General features: G+C 65.1%; 18 protein-coding genes and 2 pseudogenes. 13 read left to right on the forward strand and 7 right to left on the reverse strand.

What is annotated here, in order from left to right; all coding sequences use genetic code 11:
• The first annotated feature begins 15 nt into the window (after nucleotides 1–15).
• Nucleotides 16–1,065: a cytochrome d ubiquinol oxidase subunit II gene (gene cydB / locus CK206_RS19330; protein ID WP_096907666.1), complete on the forward strand. Its 1,050-nt coding sequence runs from the start codon at nucleotides 16–18 to the stop codon at nucleotides 1,063–1,065.
• A gap of 123 nt (nucleotides 1,066–1,188) precedes the next feature.
• The gene (locus tag CK206_RS19335) at nucleotides 1,189–2,598 is read left to right on the forward strand and encodes an IS1380 family transposase (RefSeq protein ID WP_069389547.1); all 1,410 of its coding nucleotides are present in this window, start codon (nucleotides 1,189–1,191) and stop codon (nucleotides 2,596–2,598) included.
• A gap of 408 nt (nucleotides 2,599–3,006) precedes the next feature.
• On the opposite strand, the gene CK206_RS20575 is transcribed toward CK206_RS19335, so the two are convergent.
• The gene (locus CK206_RS20575; protein ID WP_254050716.1) at nucleotides 3,007–3,513 is read right to left on the reverse strand and encodes a helix-turn-helix domain-containing protein; all 507 of its coding nucleotides are present in this window, start codon (nucleotides 3,511–3,513) and stop codon (nucleotides 3,007–3,009) included.
• Between the two features lie 90 nt (nucleotides 3,514–3,603).
• Nucleotides 3,604–3,843 carry a hypothetical protein gene (locus tag CK206_RS20580; RefSeq protein ID WP_254050717.1) on the reverse strand — a complete coding sequence of 80 codons (240 nt, stop codon included), beginning with the start codon at nucleotides 3,841–3,843 and terminating at the stop codon, nucleotides 3,604–3,606.
• A 492-nt stretch (nucleotides 3,844–4,335) separates the two neighbouring features.
• Here CK206_RS20580 and CK206_RS19350 point away from each other — a divergent pair, with 492 nt between their 5' ends.
• Nucleotides 4,336–5,736 carry an IS1380 family transposase gene (locus tag CK206_RS19350; RefSeq protein WP_096905723.1) on the forward strand — a complete coding sequence of 467 codons (1,401 nt, stop codon included), beginning with the start codon at nucleotides 4,336–4,338 and terminating at the stop codon, nucleotides 5,734–5,736.
• A gap of 98 nt (nucleotides 5,737–5,834) precedes the next feature.
• On the opposite strand, the gene CK206_RS19355 is transcribed toward CK206_RS19350, so the two are convergent.
• Nucleotides 5,835–7,298 carry an N-6 DNA methylase gene (locus CK206_RS19355; protein ID WP_096907566.1) on the reverse strand — a complete coding sequence of 488 codons (1,464 nt, stop codon included), beginning with the start codon at nucleotides 7,296–7,298 and terminating at the stop codon, nucleotides 5,835–5,837.
• Nucleotides 7,299–7,654: 356 nt separating this feature from the next.
• Here CK206_RS19355 and CK206_RS19965 point away from each other — a divergent pair, with 356 nt between their 5' ends.
• The 3 genes from CK206_RS19965 to CK206_RS19365 all read left to right on the forward strand — a co-directional run bounded on the left by CK206_RS19965 (nucleotide 7,655) and on the right by CK206_RS19365 (nucleotide 9,947).
• Nucleotides 7,655–7,810 (forward strand): hypothetical protein, encoded by a 156-nt coding sequence (locus tag CK206_RS19965; RefSeq protein WP_159981229.1) that lies wholly within the window; start codon nucleotides 7,655–7,657, stop codon nucleotides 7,808–7,810.
• 114 nt (nucleotides 7,811–7,924) lie between these two features.
• A complete protein-coding gene (locus CK206_RS19360; protein ID WP_096907633.1) occupies nucleotides 7,925–8,605 on the forward strand; it encodes a hypothetical protein in 681 nt (226 codons plus the stop codon).
• Between the two features lie 670 nt (nucleotides 8,606–9,275).
• Nucleotides 9,276–9,947: an Abi family protein gene (locus tag CK206_RS19365; RefSeq protein ID WP_159981232.1), complete on the forward strand. Its 672-nt coding sequence runs from the start codon at nucleotides 9,276–9,278 to the stop codon at nucleotides 9,945–9,947.
• A gap of 258 nt (nucleotides 9,948–10,205) precedes the next feature.
• Here CK206_RS19365 and CK206_RS19370 read toward each other — a convergent pair.
• From CK206_RS19370 to CK206_RS19380, 3 genes and pseudogenes are all read right to left on the reverse strand, one after another.
• Nucleotides 10,206–10,782, reverse strand: a pseudogene (locus CK206_RS19370) (recombinase family protein).
• Nucleotides 10,783–11,289: 507 nt separating this feature from the next.
• Nucleotides 11,290–11,532, reverse strand: coding sequence for a toxin (locus tag CK206_RS19375; RefSeq protein ID WP_096907568.1), 243 nt, complete (start codon nucleotides 11,530–11,532; stop codon nucleotides 11,290–11,292).
• Complete coding sequence (locus CK206_RS19380) at nucleotides 11,529–11,762, reverse strand: ribbon-helix-helix protein, CopG family (protein WP_096907569.1); 234 nt, start codon at nucleotides 11,760–11,762, stop codon at nucleotides 11,529–11,531. Before CK206_RS19380 ends, CK206_RS19375 begins: the two co-directional genes overlap by 4 nt.
• A 320-nt stretch (nucleotides 11,763–12,082) precedes the next feature.
• On the opposite strand from CK206_RS19380, the gene CK206_RS20585 reads away from it, so the two are divergent.
• The 3 genes and pseudogenes from CK206_RS20585 to CK206_RS19395 all read left to right on the forward strand — a co-directional run.
• Complete coding sequence (locus CK206_RS20585; protein ID WP_096907570.1) at nucleotides 12,083–13,183, forward strand: heme A synthase; 1,101 nt, start codon at nucleotides 12,083–12,085, stop codon at nucleotides 13,181–13,183.
• The gene (gene lnt / locus CK206_RS19390) at nucleotides 13,180–14,784 is read left to right on the forward strand and encodes an apolipoprotein N-acyltransferase (RefSeq protein WP_173674860.1); all 1,605 of its coding nucleotides are present in this window, start codon (nucleotides 13,180–13,182) and stop codon (nucleotides 14,782–14,784) included. Before CK206_RS20585 ends, lnt begins: the two co-directional genes overlap by 4 nt.
• Nucleotides 14,785–15,045 (forward strand): annotated as a pseudogene (locus tag CK206_RS19395) (glycosyltransferase); the annotation flags it as partial.
• A 94-nt stretch (nucleotides 15,046–15,139) separates the two neighbouring features.
• Here CK206_RS19395 and CK206_RS19400 read toward each other — a convergent pair.
• Nucleotides 15,140–15,508 carry a cytochrome c oxidase assembly protein gene (locus CK206_RS19400; RefSeq protein ID WP_096907572.1) on the reverse strand — a complete coding sequence of 123 codons (369 nt, stop codon included), beginning with the start codon at nucleotides 15,506–15,508 and terminating at the stop codon, nucleotides 15,140–15,142.
• 177 nt (nucleotides 15,509–15,685) lie between these two features.
• Here CK206_RS19400 and CK206_RS19405 point away from each other — a divergent pair, with 177 nt between their 5' ends.
• The 4 genes from CK206_RS19405 to CK206_RS19420 all read left to right on the forward strand — a co-directional run.
• Nucleotides 15,686–16,045, forward strand: coding sequence for a helix-turn-helix transcriptional regulator (locus CK206_RS19405; RefSeq protein WP_096907634.1), 360 nt, complete (start codon nucleotides 15,686–15,688; stop codon nucleotides 16,043–16,045).
• Entirely contained in the window at nucleotides 16,042–16,638 is a 597-nt protein-coding gene (locus tag CK206_RS19410) for a cadmium resistance transporter (RefSeq protein ID WP_096907573.1), read from the forward strand. Before CK206_RS19405 ends, CK206_RS19410 begins: the two co-directional genes overlap by 4 nt.
• 94 nt (nucleotides 16,639–16,732) lie before the next feature.
• Complete coding sequence (locus CK206_RS19415; protein ID WP_096907574.1) at nucleotides 16,733–17,182, forward strand: helix-turn-helix transcriptional regulator; 450 nt, start codon at nucleotides 16,733–16,735, stop codon at nucleotides 17,180–17,182.
• Between the two features lie 7 nt (nucleotides 17,183–17,189).
• Nucleotides 17,190–17,940 (forward strand): cation diffusion facilitator family transporter (locus CK206_RS19420; RefSeq protein ID WP_096907668.1); only part of this gene is annotated, 751 nt, incomplete at its 3' end.

Genomic DNA, 17,940 nt, shown 5'->3' on the forward strand with positions numbered 1-17,940 from the left:
AGACGAGGAACAACCATGGAACCCCTTGCAATCATCTGGTTTGTCGCCATCGCCCTCCTGTGGACCGGGTACCTCCTGCTCGAGGGATTCGATCTGGGCGTGGGCATGCACATGATCTTCTCGACCCGCAGCGAACGCGACCGCCGCGTCATGCTCAACACCATCGGCCCCGTCTGGGACGGCAACGAGGTGTGGCTCATCACCGCCGTCGCTGCCCTCTTCGCCGCGTTCTCGCCCTGGTACGCCGCGCTACTGTCCGCCCTCTACGTGCCGCTGACCCTCGCGTTGCTCGGACTCATCGTGCGGGCCGTCGGTATCGAGTACCGGGGCAAGGTCGGCACAAGGGTCTGGGCGACGTTCTGGACGTACATGATCGGCCTCGGTTCCGCGGCCGTCGCGTTCTTCATCGGCGCGCTGCTCGCGCTCACCTCGATCGGACTGCCTATCGACGGCAACGGCGACCGCGTCGGCGGTCCCTTTGCCTGGCTCTCGTGGCCCGCCCTCGTCGGTGGCCTCGCCGTGGTGGGATTTGCCCTGGCCCACTCCGCCACGTTCCTGGCGCTCAAGGCCGACGGCCCAGTGCGGCGGCGCGCATCCGGTTTCGCCGTCCGGTGGGCTCCCCTCTGCCTGCTGCCGCTGCTCGTCTGGATTGCGATGGTGCAATTCGAGCACGGTGCCGGACCGGCGGGGTGGACGGTCGCCCTTCTCGCCGTGGTCTCCGGTGGCGTCGGATGGGCTCAGGCACGCGCGGGCCGGGAAGGGCTCGCGTTTACCGGCTATGCCGGCACCGGCCTGTTCGGGCTGGCCGCGATCTTCCTGGCCATGTTCCCGGTTCTGCTGCCGTCCACAATCGACAGTGCCTTCGACATCACGGTGCAGTCCGCGGCGCACAGTACGTATACCCTCGGCGTGTTGACCGCCATCACGGTCGTGGCGCTGCCCGTGATCCTCTGTTACCAGGCATGGAGCTACTGGGTATTCCGGCACCGCGTCACACCCGGGATGATCCCCGAGCCACACGTGGTTCTGCCGGCGATTCTGCGGGCCGAGACCGGCGGGCGCTAAGCCTGGATCCACCGATGAGATGAACTTCTAGCGCGGTGTGGGAACGCGAGAATGCCCTTCTGAACTGGCAAGATACGACTTGCTTAAGGTCCGTATCGCCAATTCAAGAAGGGCATCCCGCAGATGCAACTATCTCACACTCTGCCCGTAAGCTTCGCGACGTTCGATGAGCCCAACCTCGTGTCGGGCGCCGGCCTCGTGCCGCTGATGAAACTCGCCGACCGGGCGGGCCTGCACCGGCTCGGTGACGAGCATCTGAGCGTGCCCACCGACAAGGGCTCCAACGGTGGAGTGAAACTGGCCTCGCTCGTGGCCGGGATGGCCGCAGGCGCGGATAGCATCGACGACATGGCCCTGCTGCGCCACGGGGCGATGGGCACACTCTTCGACCGCCCGTACGCCCCTTCGACGCTGGGATCGTTCCTGCGGCAGTTCACCTTCGGCCACGTCCGCCAAACCGATGCGATCGCCTCGCGGTTCGTGCGCGCACTGGCCGAACACACCGGACTGCTCGGTCATGAGTCGGACACCGGGACGGTGATGGTCGATATCGACGACACGATCGTGGAGGTCTACGGACACGCCAAGCAGGGCGCCTCGTTCGGCTACTCCGGGGTACGTGGCCTGAACGCGCTGCTGGCCACGGTCTCCACCGAGCAGGCTGCTCCGGTGATCGCCGCTCAACGGCTGCGCAAGGGCTCTGCCGGGTCCCCGCGAGGGGCTGCCCGGCTGGCCACCGACACGCTGGCACTGATCCGCCGCACCCACCTTCACGGCCGTGACGTGCTGGTCCGAGGCGATTCGGCGTTCTACTCCCACAGCATGGTCACCGCCTGCCTGGCCGCCGGAGCCGAGGTCTCGGTCACCGTACGCATGGACCCGGCGGTCAAACGTGCCATCGCCACCATCGACGACGACGCGTGGACCACGATCAACTACACCGACGCGATCTTCGACGAACACACCAACCGTTGGATCTCCCGCGCCGAAGTCGCCGAGGTCGACTTCACCGCATTCACCTCGAAGCCCAAGAACGACCAGGTGCCGGGTCGGCTCGTGGTGCGCCGTATCCCCGACCTGAATCCCAAGGCTGCAAGTGGGCAGGCGAGCCTGTTCGATACCTGGCGGTTCCATGCGTTCTTCACCACTACATCCGTAGAGCAGTACGACACAGTGGCGGCCGACAAGACCCACCGCGCACACGCGATCATCGAGAACGTCCACGCTGACCTGAAAGCCTCCGCGCTGGCGCACCTGCCCTCGGGCGTGTTCAACGCCAACGCCGCCTGGCTGACCTGCGCCGTCATGGCGTTCAACCTCACCCGCGCCGCCGCCACCCTGACCACAAGCTCGAGCCTGGCACGCGCGACGACCGCGACGATCCGCCGCAAACTCATCAACATCCCGGCCCGGATCGCCTCCTCAGCCCGGCGGCTCCGACTCCATCTACCCGAAAGCTGGCCATGGCAAACAGCCTGGCAGGCGCTCTACGACACCGTCTTCTCCCCGCGCCGGCCCAACGTGCCGATCTGACTCCCAACTCCAGCACCTACGACCAGGAACCAAAGTGGAAAGCCGGGCAGACCGGCGGACCTCACACGCCCTCCATACGGTCACGACCCACGACCATGCCAGCGACCGCCCCGGCTACTTCATCGGTGAATTGAGGCTAAGAGACTCGTTCCACCGATGTCGAGCGTGAGGGCGGTGTGACTCTCGGTCTGCCGGTCGAGGGGTTTTGGGCGTGCGGGATCGGCCGGTCGGGTCCGGCTCGTCCACTTGAGGTTCTCCGGTAGTGCGGGCGGGTTGGTGAGATCAGGGCGCGGCTGCTGAGGCTGGCAATAGCACTCGGTAGCGGGAACACTCCAGACCACGAGGTGGACAAGACAGTGATGGGGCCGCTGCACAAGCTCCTATAAGGTCCCACTCTATGGGGCACTATCACCGCTGATACCGTTCACCTTCTTTGCGCTGCGGTTTCCGCCTGGTGCGACCGGTCCGCAGTGCCAGTTTCACCTCACGTTTGAGGCCGCCCCGGGCTTGGAAGTACAGCGCTTGGTAGATCGTTTCGTGGCTCACCCGCATGCTTTCGTCGTCGGGGTGATCCCGGCGCAGACGATTGGAGACCTGTTCCGGGGACAGCTTTCGGAACAGACCTTCCTCGACCGCTGCCCTCAGGACCGCGTTCGTCACCAGTTTGGCCTGCTTGGGCCGTGACCTGGCCACGGCAGCAGCTCGATCGGCCTGGTACGGCAGATGCCGGCCGGTGCTGCTGTGCCGGCGGACCTCCCTCGAGACCGTGGAGACGTTTTTGCCGATTCGTGCCGCGATCGTGCGAAGCGAGTCCTTAACCACGAGACCGTCGGCGATGGCAACCCGGTCCTCGATCGACAAGTAGCGGTCACTAACCGCGGGACTGACGACAGCTTCACAGATCGCACTGGTCACCGTCTGTGTGTAGCCGGATTCGCGCCGGTAGTCCACAACCCTGCCATCAGGGTGGACTCGCGTGTCGCCGACCTTGCGGATGCCTTTGCGTCAGTCACGGCCGGTACGCGGGTGCACGCCCACCTCGCGGGCAGCTCGCGCTGTCGACCAGCCTTGCACCACTAGCTCATCGAAGCGCCGTTTGGCCTCGCTCTTGCCTCGCGGACGGATTTTCTCGCTGGGCACCAGACCCTGATCGACCAGGATCGCTGCGTCCTTCACCGATGTGCCGCCGTCGACGAGCCTGGCGAGCTCGTCGCCGAACCGAGCACAGTCCTGCTGAAACGACATGATCGCCGCAACCTCTCGTTGAGAGTGTTGCGACGATCACGTGAACCCGCCCGGCCGGCGGGGCTTTGCTTCTGTGAGGATAGCGATTTTAGAACAGTCGCGGTGTCGGTGAGGGCAGAGTTTCTCCGGCCGCTTGTGCGTAGGCGATGGGGTCCCAGCCGCCCGCGAGGGCGGCACGGACGGCGAGGGACCGCTCGACACGAGTGCGTCCATCGGTCGGGGCGCGGTGTGCGCCGGCGCGACCGAGCGAGACGGCATAGCGCAGATTCGCTCTTTGGGTGGAGACGATGACGTGCTCCTGGTCGACGCGAACGCACAACGGCTCATTGCACCGATGCTCACCAATCGCGCATACGGAATCCTCCCCGTAGGCCCCGGTGATTCACGGGGATCTGCGGATCGCTGGGCGAAAATAGACCGAAGTGCTTCCTGAACAGGGGAAACTGGGACTTGTCTAAGGTTCCATGTTCTCCAGCAGAAAGCACTCGGTAGGTGAAGCGTACTTCGTGGTCGGCCGGTCTGTCCGTTACTGCTGATGGTGTCGGGGTGATCGCCCACGCCGGGGCCATCGCGCCTCGACTTCTGGCTGATCAGGTCGGTCTGACCGCCGAGCTGTCAGGGGCCATGGCTCGCCGACAATTTATCCCGATCCACGACCGCGGCCGTGTGCTGATCGATACCGCGGTGATGCTCGCCGATGGCGGCGAGTCCATCTCCGACATCGGCGTCCTGCGCCACCAGTCCGGGGCCCTGGGCCCAGTGGCGTCGGCGCCGACGGTGTGGCGCACGCTCGATGAGGTCACTGCCGGCAAGCGCAAGAAGATCCAGGTCGCGCGTGCCCGCACCCGGCGGCACGTGTGGTCGCACCTGCCCGGCGGGGTGCCCGCATCGGCGTGTGCGGGGCGGGATCTGGGATCGACGGTCGTGCTCGATGTGGATGCCACCATCGTGGTCACCCACAGCGAGAAGGAACATGCAGCTCCGACGTATAAGCGCACGTTCGGCTACCACCCGATCGGCGTGTGGTGCGACAACACAGAAGAGTTTCTCGCCGCGAGCTTGCGCCCGGGCAATGCTGGCTCCAACACCGCTGCCGACCACATCGACGTCCTGGGCCAGGCAATCGCGCAGATCCCCGCTGCTCACCGGCGTGACCTGCTGATCCGCTCGGACGGCGCCGGCGCCTCTCACGACCTGTTGGATTGGATCACCGAGCAGAACCGCGTCCGTGGTCGACGGGTGGAGTACTCGGTCGGGTTCTCCATCACCGCCCCGATTCGCCGGGCCATCGTGACCTGCCCCGAGGCCGCGTGGGGACCAGCGCTCAATCCCTCCGGTGACATCCGGGACGGGGCCGAGGTTGCCGAGCTGACCGGATTTCTCGCTCCCGGGATGCTCGCCAAGTGGCCAGACGGGATGCGGGTCATCGTCCGCCGCGAACGACCCCACCCCGGCGCCCAGTTGTCGATGTTCGAGGAGATCGACGGGTGGCGCTACCAGGCGTTTGCCACCAACACCACCACCGGGCAACTGCAGTTTCTTGAAGCACGGCATCGGGCGCACGCCCGGGTAGAGGACCGGATCCGTCACGCCAAGGACACCGGTCTTGGCCGTCTGCCCTCACGCGAGTTCGCGCTCAACCAGGCCTGGTTGGTGGCGGTGATGCTCGCCGCAGATCTGGTGGCGTGGACACGGATGCTGGCCTGTACCGGCGAGGCTGCGGTTCTGGCCTTGTGCGAGCCCAAAGCGCTGCGCTACCGCTTCCTGCACGTCGCAGCCCGGCTGACCCGTAGCGGCCGGCGACGCCGGGTGAAGATCCCCGAAACGTGGCCCTGGGCCACCGCCATCGTCGCCGCGTTCAACAAGATCGCCGCGATCCCCAAACCAGCCTGATCTCACCTGCCCGCCCTCGACATCACCACCCGGAGACCCGCCCACCGGCAGCGCCAGCCGGCACCCCCGCACGCCCTTACGCGAAAACAAGCCCGCCGTCACCCGACAGCAGCAGTCACACCGGCCCGTGAATCAGCGGGGCTAGACCGACTGATCAACTCAAGACCGGATCCGAGCTGGGTCTGCTCGGCGTGGGGATCGTCGAGGGTGTCGGTGACGTACATTCCCAGGCCTGCCGGTGGGAGGCTGGCTCCAAGATCGGCGAGTAGGTCGGTGGCTCGTAGTTCGGCGACGGCGAATGGGCCCGTCTGGAGCTCGAATCCCACAATCCGCTCGGCGAGCTGGCTTACTGCCCCCGCAACGGCTCCCTGCCCGTCTCGCTCGGCCACTCGGGCCGCGACGTGCTCGATGATCGTGTGTAGGAATGTGCCCGTGCCCATCGCGGGGTCGGCCACGACCACATCCGGGTCTGCGAATCCTGCGGTTCTACCCAATCGTGTTTCGAGTACTTCTTCGGTGAGGCGGACCATTTGCTCGACCACTTCACGTGGTGTGTAGTACGAGCCGGATTTTTGCCGCAGCTGCGGGTCGTAGACGTCGAGGAAGGTTTCGTACAGGTGGAGATAGGTGTCGCGGCGGCCGGCGCGGACCTTCGGCCACTGCACGGCGTCGATGACACGCACCAGGAGGTCGATGGTGACCTTGAAGTCAGCTGCGACGTAGTCAGTCAGCAGCTGAAGCGCCCGGGCCATGAGGGAGTGCTGTCCCGCCAATTTCGTGCCCACTGCGTGCAGGCCGCCGGCATCGGCGAGTGTGATGCCTTCGGTTCGGGCAAGGAGGAGGGCAAACGTGACGGTCTGCGCGTAGCCGTCGGCGAAGGTCGCGTCGTCAGCGGTCGGAAATAGCAGGTGTCGCCAGTCCCTGGCGAGTCCATGGAATGGCTGATCTTCGCGTCGAGCTCCTGCCTTGATCTTGCGCTGCTCGGTGGCGAGCTGGTCCAAGACTTCACCGCGCAGAAGTCGAGTCAGCGGCGCGATAGCCCGAACAAGAGCGATCACGCTGGTGATGGGCGCTGGCTCCCACCGCAGGAAGTCGGTCAGGAACTGCTCGAACTCTGCGGGCGCGGAAAGCTCCGCTCCAGCCGTGCGGAGCGGCCCGCCGGCAAGGTGTATCGGATCTCCGACCGGCTCGCTATCTCGGTAGAGCCGCCATTCCGTGCCATTGGTGTAGATCAGGTTCGGCAGGTCCTTCTGCCTCGTCCACTGTCTGAGGTTGTGGCCTCGCATGGAGTCCGGGTCCAAGTTGGCACCAGGCTTCTTGACTTCGACGTACCCAGTGATCGCACCGCCGACGCTGATCGCGTAGTCGGGACGAACTCCACGGTCGTCGTCGCGGACCTCGTCGTGTGGGACCACATCCAAGGAAAGGTGCTCGCCAGCGGCGGCGAGTAGCTGTTCGATCGGAGCCCGGATCGCTGCTTCTGCCTCACCCGGACCGGCCAACTTGGCTTTGCAACGCTGCCCGAACTCCGAAACAGCAGTAGTGAGCCAAGGCGATGACACGTGAGCAACCTTTCAGGATGCAAGCGGTGGGGTTGCTCCGATTGTCCTTCATTCCCCGTCGGGAAGTTCGTGGACGCACCGCTAGAGACTGCCTATTCTCGCGCAACGACTGGGCTTAGAGTATTCGCCGAGCCTGACAGTCGAAAATGCTATATTTCTCTTGTTGCGGATTCGTGCGCTCAAAAACCCGGTCACAGACCGGGTTTTCGTCATTTCGCCCGCCGCAACCTGCTGGCCATGACGCTGGCAGTCCGCGCCTAGGCGCAATTCAGGTCGCTGGCCAATACCTGGCCGCGGCACTCAGCCTGGCAATCGGCCAGGTGTGGCATCTCTCCACCATGACGGGAGGTTGCGATATGCAGGTTCTCGACATCGTCGACAAGCTGGACCTCGCGGCCGTCCTGCTCCTTGGGGCCGGGCACTTTGTGCTCCGCCTCCTTCCCTTGATCTCGGATCGCGTTAACGCACGCGCCATCCGACTGATTGAGGCGAAGAAGAAGCAGGACGACTAGGAAAAATCGCACCTAACACTCTCGTAGGGAGAAGTCTGCCGTTCTAATGTTGTCGTCGTTTACATTGCGGCCAAGTCGAAGGCGTGCTGCCGGCGCGCGTCTAAGATGCCCCAGATGGGCTTCTCTGACCGCAAGGCGTCGATTGTCGCCGAGGCGTACCGCCGAACGAAGAGTCACGTCGCCTACCTCGACGAGTCCTATCAGGCGCCGGACCCGATAGAGCACCACCGCAAGACGTTCTACCTCTTCACCGCGGTTGTTGTTGCTCAAGATGACATGGACGAGTTGCGTGGAGGGCTTCTCGAGATTGCGGGCTCGCCGCACTGGCACACCACCGAGGCTCTGCTCACGGCAGGAGGGCGACGGGCCACTGAGGACATGCTCGGGTATCTCGCTGACGGGAAGGAGACCTGCGTGATTGCCCATCAGGTGTCCGTAGACCCTGTCGACCATGATGCAGAAGACGCTCGTCGCGCCTGCTATCGATCGTTAGCGGAAGAACTCGCCGCTGGCCGAGCCGGCAGTTGGAGCCCTATAGAGTTGCTCATCCTCGAAGAGCGCAACCAGAGCAACTTCCGGAATAAGGATGACAAGAACCACAAAGAACTGATCCGCGAAAATCGAGTCCCACGAAACACGCGACTCCTGCAGACCTCTCCAAGTGCCGAGCGGCTGCTGTGGCTTCCAGATCTCGTGTCATCCGCGTTCCGCCGAACCATCACTCACACAGACGGAACCGACGAGATCTTCGAGATCGTGAAGCCTCAAGTGCATTTTCTTGAGGCCGGGGACTAGATGAGGTGTAAAAAAAGAGCAGCCCCTGGCTGCCGTAGCTACACCTAGGGGCCTGGCCGACTGTCGGGGCGTAAGCCCAGAGGGCCGACTCATTGCTCACCTGTATGTTATCCAAACTGCGGAGCATTGTCACGTCGTCGTTCGCACGCACTCCTGAGCCAGTTGCGTCCGGCGTTCACTACTGAGGAACTACCTCAGTTCCCGTGCGTCCGCCGGAGTCGCGCATCTGGCGGGACCTATCGGCGTTTGTGCGGAAAGTGTGAGCTTCCGGAGCACTCCACCGCCACCTGGCGCCGGAGACATCCGCCAGATAGCGGTTCGGTTCACATCGTCGGCACGTGAGGCTCCGCCTCGTCCCTTTTGGGTACACCGGTGCGGGACTCCCTGGTGCGCGCAGTTCCGGCTGTTTCGCAGGGTCGGGTCGCGCGTTTTGATCCCGGTTCCTCTGGGGTCCAGGGTTCAGGCAGCGGCTCTGTCATTGGCCGGCCGGGTGCCCGGATGCTGTTGATTCCTCGAGGTGGGGAATGGGCCGGCTCGGCGGGGGTCCGCTTCCGGCGGCGTGTGGTGCGGTAGAAAAAGCAGAACCCCGGCCGTGTGATCGGCCCTCCGAAGAGGACTACAGGGACGGTTCCGGGGTGTTCAGCACTGATATTACATGGCGGAGGTGGGCGTGGCCAGCACGAGCAGTTGGGCGTTCTATGAGCGCCACTTTGCCCGGTCGCGGTTGCAGCACTACCTCGTGCACACCGGAGGCAACGAGGTGGCGGCGATGGAGCTGTATCGGTGGAACGCCGCGATCTCTGGCGCCTTTTGGCAGTCGTTGGCCTACTTCGAAGTAGCGTTTCGCAACGCTCTGGATGAACGCATGAGCGAGCGTCACGCGCTTCTTGGGCGTTCGGGCCACTGGGTGTTCGACGATGCTCGTGAATTGGGACGTGATGCCATCGGGCCGGGTAAGCATCGTCAGCCGTACAAGGACATTGCCGAGAGCATTGGCCGGGTGAAGAGGAACCGCAAGCCGCTCAGCGCCGGCCAGATCATCTCAGAGCTTCCGTTCGGGTTCTGGCACCAGATGGTCTCCCGGCGCCAGATGTTCCTCTGGCCGGATGTCGCTGGTGCGTTCGCCTATGCGCCCAGGCGTGACCAAGCGACGATCCAGGATCCGGTGAAACGGTTGCGCGAGTTCCGAAACCGGATCGGCCACCATCACCGGGTGTGGTCAGAGGATATCCAGTCGCGTTACGACGATCTGCTGAGCGTGGCTGGCTACTTGGACCCTGATCTGGAGAGATTCATCGACGAGCGGAGCCAGGTGCCTGGTCTGCTCACGTGGCAGATCTGATTCGCCGCATCGGGTGCGCGCTCATCGATGTGGGTCACTGGCCGGGGCTGGCGGGGGAGATGTAGCGGTACCACCAAGGTGCGAGTGAACCCCCGATGGGTCGGCCGAGTTCGGCGGCGGTGCAGCCGCCGGTGACGTGCGTCTGTCGAAGGCGGTCAGTGCCGCTTTCAGAAGTTGTCAGCACGGATATCGGAAGTCGTCATCACGACCGGTCGAGGGGACCGACTCGGGTTGTAGCGGTTCGCGTCGATGCTGTGGTCAGGTTTCGTCTCGGGCGCGGCGCAGTGTCGCGTACATTGCCGAGCGGGATAGGCCACTGATTTCGCATAGCTGATTGGCGGAGTAGTCGCCGGATTCGTAGTCCGCGAGCAAGCGTTTGCGCTGCAGGGCAGATAGCTTGGGCTGTTTGCCTTTGAGTCGGCCGGCCTTTTTCGCCTCGGCCATGCCTTCACGGGTTCTGGCGCGGATGAGGTCGGATTCGAACTCGGCCATCAGCGACAGCATGCCGAAGAACAGCTTGCCCGTCGGGTCGGCTGGATCGTGGATCGATCCGCCGATGCTCAGCCGGGTCCCTTTCGCCTGGAGTTCGTCGGCGATGGCGCGAAGGTCCACGGCGCTTCGGCCGAGGCGGTCGAGTTTGGTCACGATCAGGGTGTCGAACTCGCGGCACGCGGCCAGCGCCTCACGCAGTCCGGGGCGGTCGCGGTTGCGGCCGGTGAACCCGCGGTCGGTGTAGATCTTTGTCGACGCCGAGGCGTGTGAGGGCTGTGCGTTGCGCACGCAGATCTTGGCCCTGGGTTGAGCATCGGGCGTACCCGACGAGCATTCCGTCCATCACAGAACGGTAGGCCGTCAAGGGCAGCCTATGCCGGACCAACATGCAGGACGGTTAACCAGCACGATTTTTCATGCCTCCCGCGCAGGCCACGTTCAAGCCTGGCCCGCACTTTGTTGTGCTGGTGGGGGATCGTCAAACAGGACACCGGTCGGAGTGAGGTAGGAGCAATGTCAGGGGTCATCCTGTTGCTCTGGGTCGTGGACGTCGACACCTGCACGTACGCCAGTTCAATGCTCCGAAAGTTGGACCCGGACGGCCGAGGTGGGCCTCGAATAGTGGGCTCTACATGTGGGGCGCATTTCCGGGCCGCCATCGATAGGGGACCGGGTTTGACGGAAACCGTCCCAGAACCAAGGAACTGGGACGGTTGTTGGAGGTCGATGTATGAGAGTGGGCGACATCTGATCCGGCTGGCCATTGGGGGGCCAGGCTCCGAGGAGGTCTACAGGACGTGGGCCAGGGGCTGGCGTTGGCACGCACACAATCTCCCGCGACTCACCCGGGTCAGGGCAGTAGGTTCCAGTACTGTTTTCGGGCGGGCATGGCGTGGATTATCAGCTGCTCACCACTTTTGAAGATGAGCACAATGGTCTCGAGCAAGCGGGCGCGCGTGTCGAAGCCCAGTGGCAGTTCACGATGCGGCCAGTCATCGTCTGCAAGGGGTTCGATCCACTGGGGCCAGTCGGCTGTCTGGATCGCGTCCTCGGGCTTGACGCCGTGTTTGAGTGCGCTGTTGTGGACCTTCACGCAGCAAAATTTGCCAGGGCGCGTCGGATCGCTTCCGAGCGTGACAGGTGCTCTTTAGTGGCCATCTTGTCCAGCACTTCGAGTTCCTCGGCGGTGAGGCGTACGGCTACGACCTGCATCGGTTCAGCGCCGCGACCGGGACGTCCGCGTCCGCGTCGTTTCAATTCTTCGACGTCATAACCGGCTTCAGCTTCGTCTGCCCACTCCTGGATCTGTTCGTCTGTGACCATGCGCAAATCGTATAACGAAAATAGTTGGGAGGGTAGTTGATCAGGGGCGTGAGCGTAGGGGAGTGGTTCGCTGCGAGTGTCAGGCCGAGCTCGTCGGTGTCCTGCCGAGAAGGTTTCATGAGGCGCCGGATGTCGCTATCGGCTCAAGAGATGCCATCGGTGTTGGCGTTCGCCGTTTTGTGGCGGCGTTCTATCGACGCTCTGTGGCGGCCTCCGCTCCCGGCGATGCGGACGAGGGCAGGGCCGGCGAACGTTCCGTAAGCCGATCGGCTACAGGGTCCTTCGTCCGCCTGGGGATACCTGCCCTATACCCTGGATGTGTGTCCTCTTTGAGTTCTGCTCCTGCATCGACGACTCCGGTTGGCCAATTGCGGGCGCGGGGACGTGGCCGCCTGGTTGACCGGCTGACCTGGGGTGTAGCGGTCGCCAACCTGATCGCTCAGATTGGGATCATCGTAACCGGTGGGGCCGTGCGCCTGACTGGTTCGGGGCTCGGTTGCTCCGAGTGGCCGGTGTGTGAGCCGGGAGCGTTCACGCCGCAGTTCCATGCGGCGATGACGTTCCACCCGATCATCGAGTTCGGCAACCGCATGCTGGGCGTCGTCGTCGGCGTCATCGCGCTGGCTATGCTCGTTGCGGTCTACCGACGTGAGCCGACATCCTCACGTTCACCTGCCGTCAAGCGGTTGGCCTGGCTGATCCTCATTGGCGTCGGCCTCCAGGGGTTCATCGGCGGCATCACCGTCTGGGTGGACCTGCACCCGGCGATCGTTGGCTCGCACATGCTCATCTCACTGGCGCTGGTGGCGGTGTCGACCTACCTGCTGGTCTGCTTGCGTAGTCCTGATGGCCAGGCCGTCCCTGTCTCCTCGCCGTCCGCCCGCGTCCTGGGGCTCGCGATGAGCACCGTCGGCGTGCTTCTTCTCGTACTCGGGGTGGTCACTACTGGCGCCGGCCCGCACTCCGGGGATGCCACCGAGCCTTACCGCTGGGCACTGGACCCGGCGTTCGTCTCGCGCCTACACGCGCTAGCTGTGTGGGTCTTCGTGGGGCTCGTCGTCGTCGGGCTTCTCCTCGCCCGGCGAGAGCAGAACCAACGGGCAGTGCGGGCGTGGGGATGGCTGCTGGCGATCACGCTGGCGCAAGGTGCGGTCGGATACGTCCAGTACTTCACCGGACTGCCCGAGCTGCTCGTCGGGATCCATATGCTCGGCTCGGCACTCACCGTCGTGACTCTGGTGTTCGCGGTGAGCTCGCTGTCCACACGCGAACCCGCACCCTCATCACGGCTTACCCCATACGACGACACTCTGGCCGCGCTTGCCGCTGTCGGCCAGACGACGACGGGCGTACACGCAGAGGACGCGCTGACGACGGACACGCCGACGGTGGACAGCCGGCCCGCCGGCCCCGCGGAGTGATCCCGGTCCTGCTCCGGCTGGCGGGGGCGGCTGCGGCCGGCGCGCTGCTGGCCGCCTCGTTCCCTCCGGTCGGTCTGTGGTGGGCGGCGCTCCTCGCGATCGCCCTCCTCGTCGTCGTCCTCTCCCCGGTGCGCGGGACGGCGCCCCGCGCGCGGACGGGCGCCCTCCTGGGGTTCGTGGCGGGGTTGATGTTCTTCCTCCTCCTGGTCCCGTGGGTCGGCCTGTACGTGGGGGCCTACGCCGCCTGGGGTCTGTCCCTGGTCGAGGCGCTGTACCTCGCCGCCTTCGGTGCCGGGGCGGTGCCGGTCCTGCGGACGGGCCTCGCACCCGGGCGCCGGGCCGGACTGCGTGCGACTGGCGCGGTCCTCGGCGTGGCCGGCTGGTGGTCGGTCTGGGAGTGGGTCCGCTCCTCCTGGCCGTGGGGCGGCTTCCCGTGGGGGCGGCTGGCGTTCGGTCAGGCCGACGGCCCGCTCCTGCCCCTGGCCTCGCTCGGCGGGGCCCCGCTGCTCGGGTTCGCCGTAACCTCGCTCGGCGCGGCCCTCGGGATCGCGTGCCTGCTCCTCGCCCGCAGGGACCGACCTCTCCGGGCGGTGGCCGCGCTGGTGTCCGTCCCAGCGGTCACGGCCGGCCTCGTCGCCGGCGGCGCAGTCACCGCTTCGGCGGCCCTCTCGACCGGCTCGTCCGCCGTCGAGGTCGCCGTCATCCAGGGCAACGTCCCCCGGCTGGGCCTGGACTTCAACGCCCAGCGTCGCGCGGTCCTCGAGAACCACCTAAGCGTGACGGCCGGGTACGCCGACGAGGTCGAGGCCGGCCTCCGCGCGCGACCCCGGTTCGTCGTGTGGCCCGAGAACGCCTCGGACATCTCCCCGCTGGCCGACCGACGTGCGGGCGCCCAGATCAGCGCGCTGTCCCGGCGGCTGGGGGCGCCGATCCTCGTGGGCACCGTCCTGCCGACCGGGGACGGGCCCGAGACCACCAACTCGTACCTGGTCTGGGACGGCAGCTCCGTAGACCCCGCCGCAGACCCGGTCGTCGACCGTCACGACAAGAGGTACATCCAGCCATTCGGCGAATGGCTCCCGCTACGCGAACCGCTGGAGAAACTGTTCCCCATCGCGCGCAGTGCCGGCCACTTCATCCCCGGAGACGGCGACGGACTCGTCACCGCGGCTGGAGTGGGCCTGGGCGTGGCGATCTGCTTCGAGATCGCGTTCGACGCCGCCGCCCGCGAACCGGTGGCCCGGGGCGCCCAGATCCTCACCGTGCCCACCAATAACGCCACCTTCGGCCGGTCGCCCATGACGTACCAGCAGCTCGCCATGTCCCGGGTGCGGGCCGTGGAACACCGCATCCCCGTCCTCATCGCCGCCACCAGCGGGGTGAGTGCGGTGATCGGGCCCGACGGCCGGGTCCGGCAGGAGACCGGCATCTTCGAGCCCGCGGTGCTGGCCGCGCAGGTCGAGGTGGGGGCGGCCGGTACGCTGGCAACCCGACTGGGCGGCATCCCACAGGCGGTGTGCTGTCTCATCGGGCTCGCCGGGCTGGCCTGGGCGCTCATCCGTGCCCGGCGGCGGCTCGGAAAAGACTTCGAGGAGATGTAAGTGACCGATCCGTTGACGCCCGCCGGTGGTGTCCCGTCCGCGCGGACGCTGGTGATCATCCGACCTACGACGAGCGGGAGAACCTCCCGGGGGTCGTGGAGCGGCTGCTCGCCGCGGCTCCGGACGTGTCGGTCCTCATCGCGGACGACAACAGTCCCGACGGCACGGGGGAGGTAGCGGACCGGCTCGCCGCCGAGGACACGCGGAGGCGGATCACAGTCATGCACCGCGCCGGCAAGAACGGGCTGGGCGCCGCCGTGAAGTGCCCCCAGCGCTGGCCGAATCCGGAGGTCAGCGAACCGCTGGTCGGTATCGCTGCCTGCGGACGACGCGCGGTCTCCTCGGTGAGTGCGAGTCAGTTGGTGCTTGGCCCTTGCTGTAGTGCCTTCTCGGCGCGCAGTTCGGCACCTTCGTCTGCCGTGGCGCGGTGGGCATAGTGTCGCGTTTGTCTGCTGCTGGAATGCCATCTGCGGCCGAGGATGAGGAGTACGACGAACAGCATCGCCTCGCCCGCGGCCAAGGCGATGGCACTACTGACTTGCTGAGCGTGAAGAAGGTCAGGGATCCACGGCAGGTTGAGATCGCTGTACCAGGACTCGGCGAGGATCGTTTGCGAGTTGATCAGCATGATCCCGAAGAGGATGTGAACTGGCATTGAACCGAGGAGCACGAAGAACTTGGTGCGAGGAGTCACAGGCTTTGGGGCGGTGGCCGGGGTCGGCACCGTGCTTTCTGAACCTTTCCGTAATCAGAGTGCGTCGAAGCGACTTAGCGAGACATCGAATGTGGCTTCCGGCCCATGAGGCAGACGCGCGCCCGGGCCGACAACCATTGTCTCGTAAATCTGTAGGTTGTTAAGGCGATGCCGCAACAGTTCAGCAGACGCTGTATAGTTCAGCAAATGCTGACTCTTGTCTCTCGTGTGGATGTGATGAACCGGTTAGGGCGGGCGATGGCCGACCCGACACGGTCCCGGATACTGCTGACCTTGCTACAGCAGCCGACCTACCCGGCGGAGCTGGCCCGGGACTTGGAGCTGACACGGTCGAACGTGTCGAACCATCTGGCATGCCTGCGCGACTGCGGGATCGTTGTCGCCGTGCCCGAAGGTCGCCAGACCCGGTACGAGATCGCAGATCCGCACTTGGCGCGGTCGCTGTCCTCCTTGGTCGAGGTCACCCTCGCGGTCAACGAAAACGCCCCCTGCTTGGAGCCCGGCTGCTCAGTGCCGGGTTGTCGCGCCACGGAGGTGCAGGCGTGATCCTGTCCTCGGCCCTGCAGGCGATCGGCCTGTTCATTGCCACCAATATCGACGACATTATCGTCCTGTCGCTGTTCTTCGCCCGCGGCGCCGGCCAACGCGGCACCACCGCACGCATCCTGGTCGGCCAGTACCTCGGCTTCATCGGCATCCTCGGCGCCGCAGTGCTCGTCTCCCTGGGCGCGGGAGCCTTCCTGCCCCCGCAGGCCATCCCTTACTTCGGGCTGATCCCACTCGGCTTGGGACTGTGGGCCGCGTGGCAGGCCTGGCGCGGGGATGATGATGACGACGACGCAAAGATCGAGGGCAAGAACGTCGCCGTGTGGACCGTGGCCGGCGTAACCTTCGCCAACGGTGGAGACAACATCGGCGTCTACGTCCCCGTCTTTCTCAACGTGGGCCCGGGAGCCGTAGTCGCCTACTGCGTCGTGTTCCTAGTGCTGGTGGCAGGACTGGTGGGCCTGGCAAGGTTCGTCGCCACCCGCCGGCCGATCGCTGAAGTCCTGGAGCGCTGGGAGCACATCCTGTTCCCGATTGTCTTAATCGGCCTAGGCGCCTTCATTTTGATCAGCGGCGGAGCATTCGGACTCTGACAGTGCTGACGCAGCGCCCCTGATTGGCTCTCCCCGCTCAATCTCGTACAAGTATTGCGGCCCCTTAATCGCCTGCGCGTGATATTATCGCTCAATGGCGATTAAAGGGGTCCCGGAGGAGTTGGTCGGCGAGCCCTTCCAGCCGGTTGATTGCGGGGCGTACGCGGCGCTGTTCCATGCTTTGGCAGAGCCGACGCGGTTGGCGATTCTTGAGCACTTGGGCAGCGGCGAGCACAGGGTGCGGGATGTGGTTGATCACATGCACTTGGCTCAGTCCACGGTGAGCAAGCATCTTGCCTGTCTTCGGGACTGCGGGCTTGTGACTGTTCGGATCGAAGGTAGGGCTTCCTGGTTCTCGCTGGCGGACCCAACTCGGTTGGAAGCCCTGATCGAGTCTGCAGCGGCGCTCCTGAGCGCATCAGGGACCACGCTTTCGCTGCGCGAGCACCGCGATCTCCATGATCGCGATGCGGCTCAGTGGACCGAGACTGTCATGCGAGTGCCCCAATTGTCGCAGCCATCCACCAGTCGAGGAAAGGTCTGAAACCACTATGAGTGCTGGACACAGTCACGGACCGAGTTCGGAGGAAGCCGCGTCGGCACCGGACTTCCGTAGAAAGCTCGGCATTGCCTTCGCGCTGGTCTTCTCCATCGTCGTTGCTCAGGGTGTCGGCGCCTGGATCACCGGCAGCCTGGCGCTGCTCGTTGATGTCGTCCACTCATTGACTGATTCCATCGGGCTGCTCGTCGCGCTGGTCGCGGCGGTACTGATGGTTCGTCCCTCAAACAAGCGGCGAACCTGGGGTTTTCGCCGCATCGAGGTCTTGGCGGCCCTCGGCCAGGCACTGCTCCTGGCCGGCGTCAGCGTCTACGCCCTTGTCGAAGCAGTCCAGCGCTGGAGCAACCCTCCAGAAGTCGCGGGTGCAGAGTTGCTGATTTTCGGCGTCGTCGCGTTGGCTCTCAATATCGCTGCCGCACTCGTGCTCGCGTCCAGCCGCGGCGCGAACTTCAACATGCGCGCCGCGTTCCTGGAAGTCCTCATGGACGCGCTGGGAACGCTGGCGGTCATCGTCTCAGCCGTGCTCATCATGACCACCGGGTTTCAGCGTGCCGACACCATCGCCGCTGTCGCTATAGCGCTCATGATCATTCCCCGGGCTTTCCTTCTGGTTCGAGAAACTACCCACGTCCTCATGGAGTTCACCCCGGCTGGCCTCGACCTCGACCGGGTCCGAGCGCACATCCTTGCGATCGACCACGTGCGGGAGGTCCACGACCTCCACGCCTCGACTGTCGCCACCG

This window comes from Dietzia sp. WMMA184 (assembly GCF_002441635.1).
Taxonomy (GTDB): Bacteria; Actinomycetota; Actinomycetes; order Mycobacteriales; family Mycobacteriaceae; genus Dietzia; species Dietzia kunjamensis.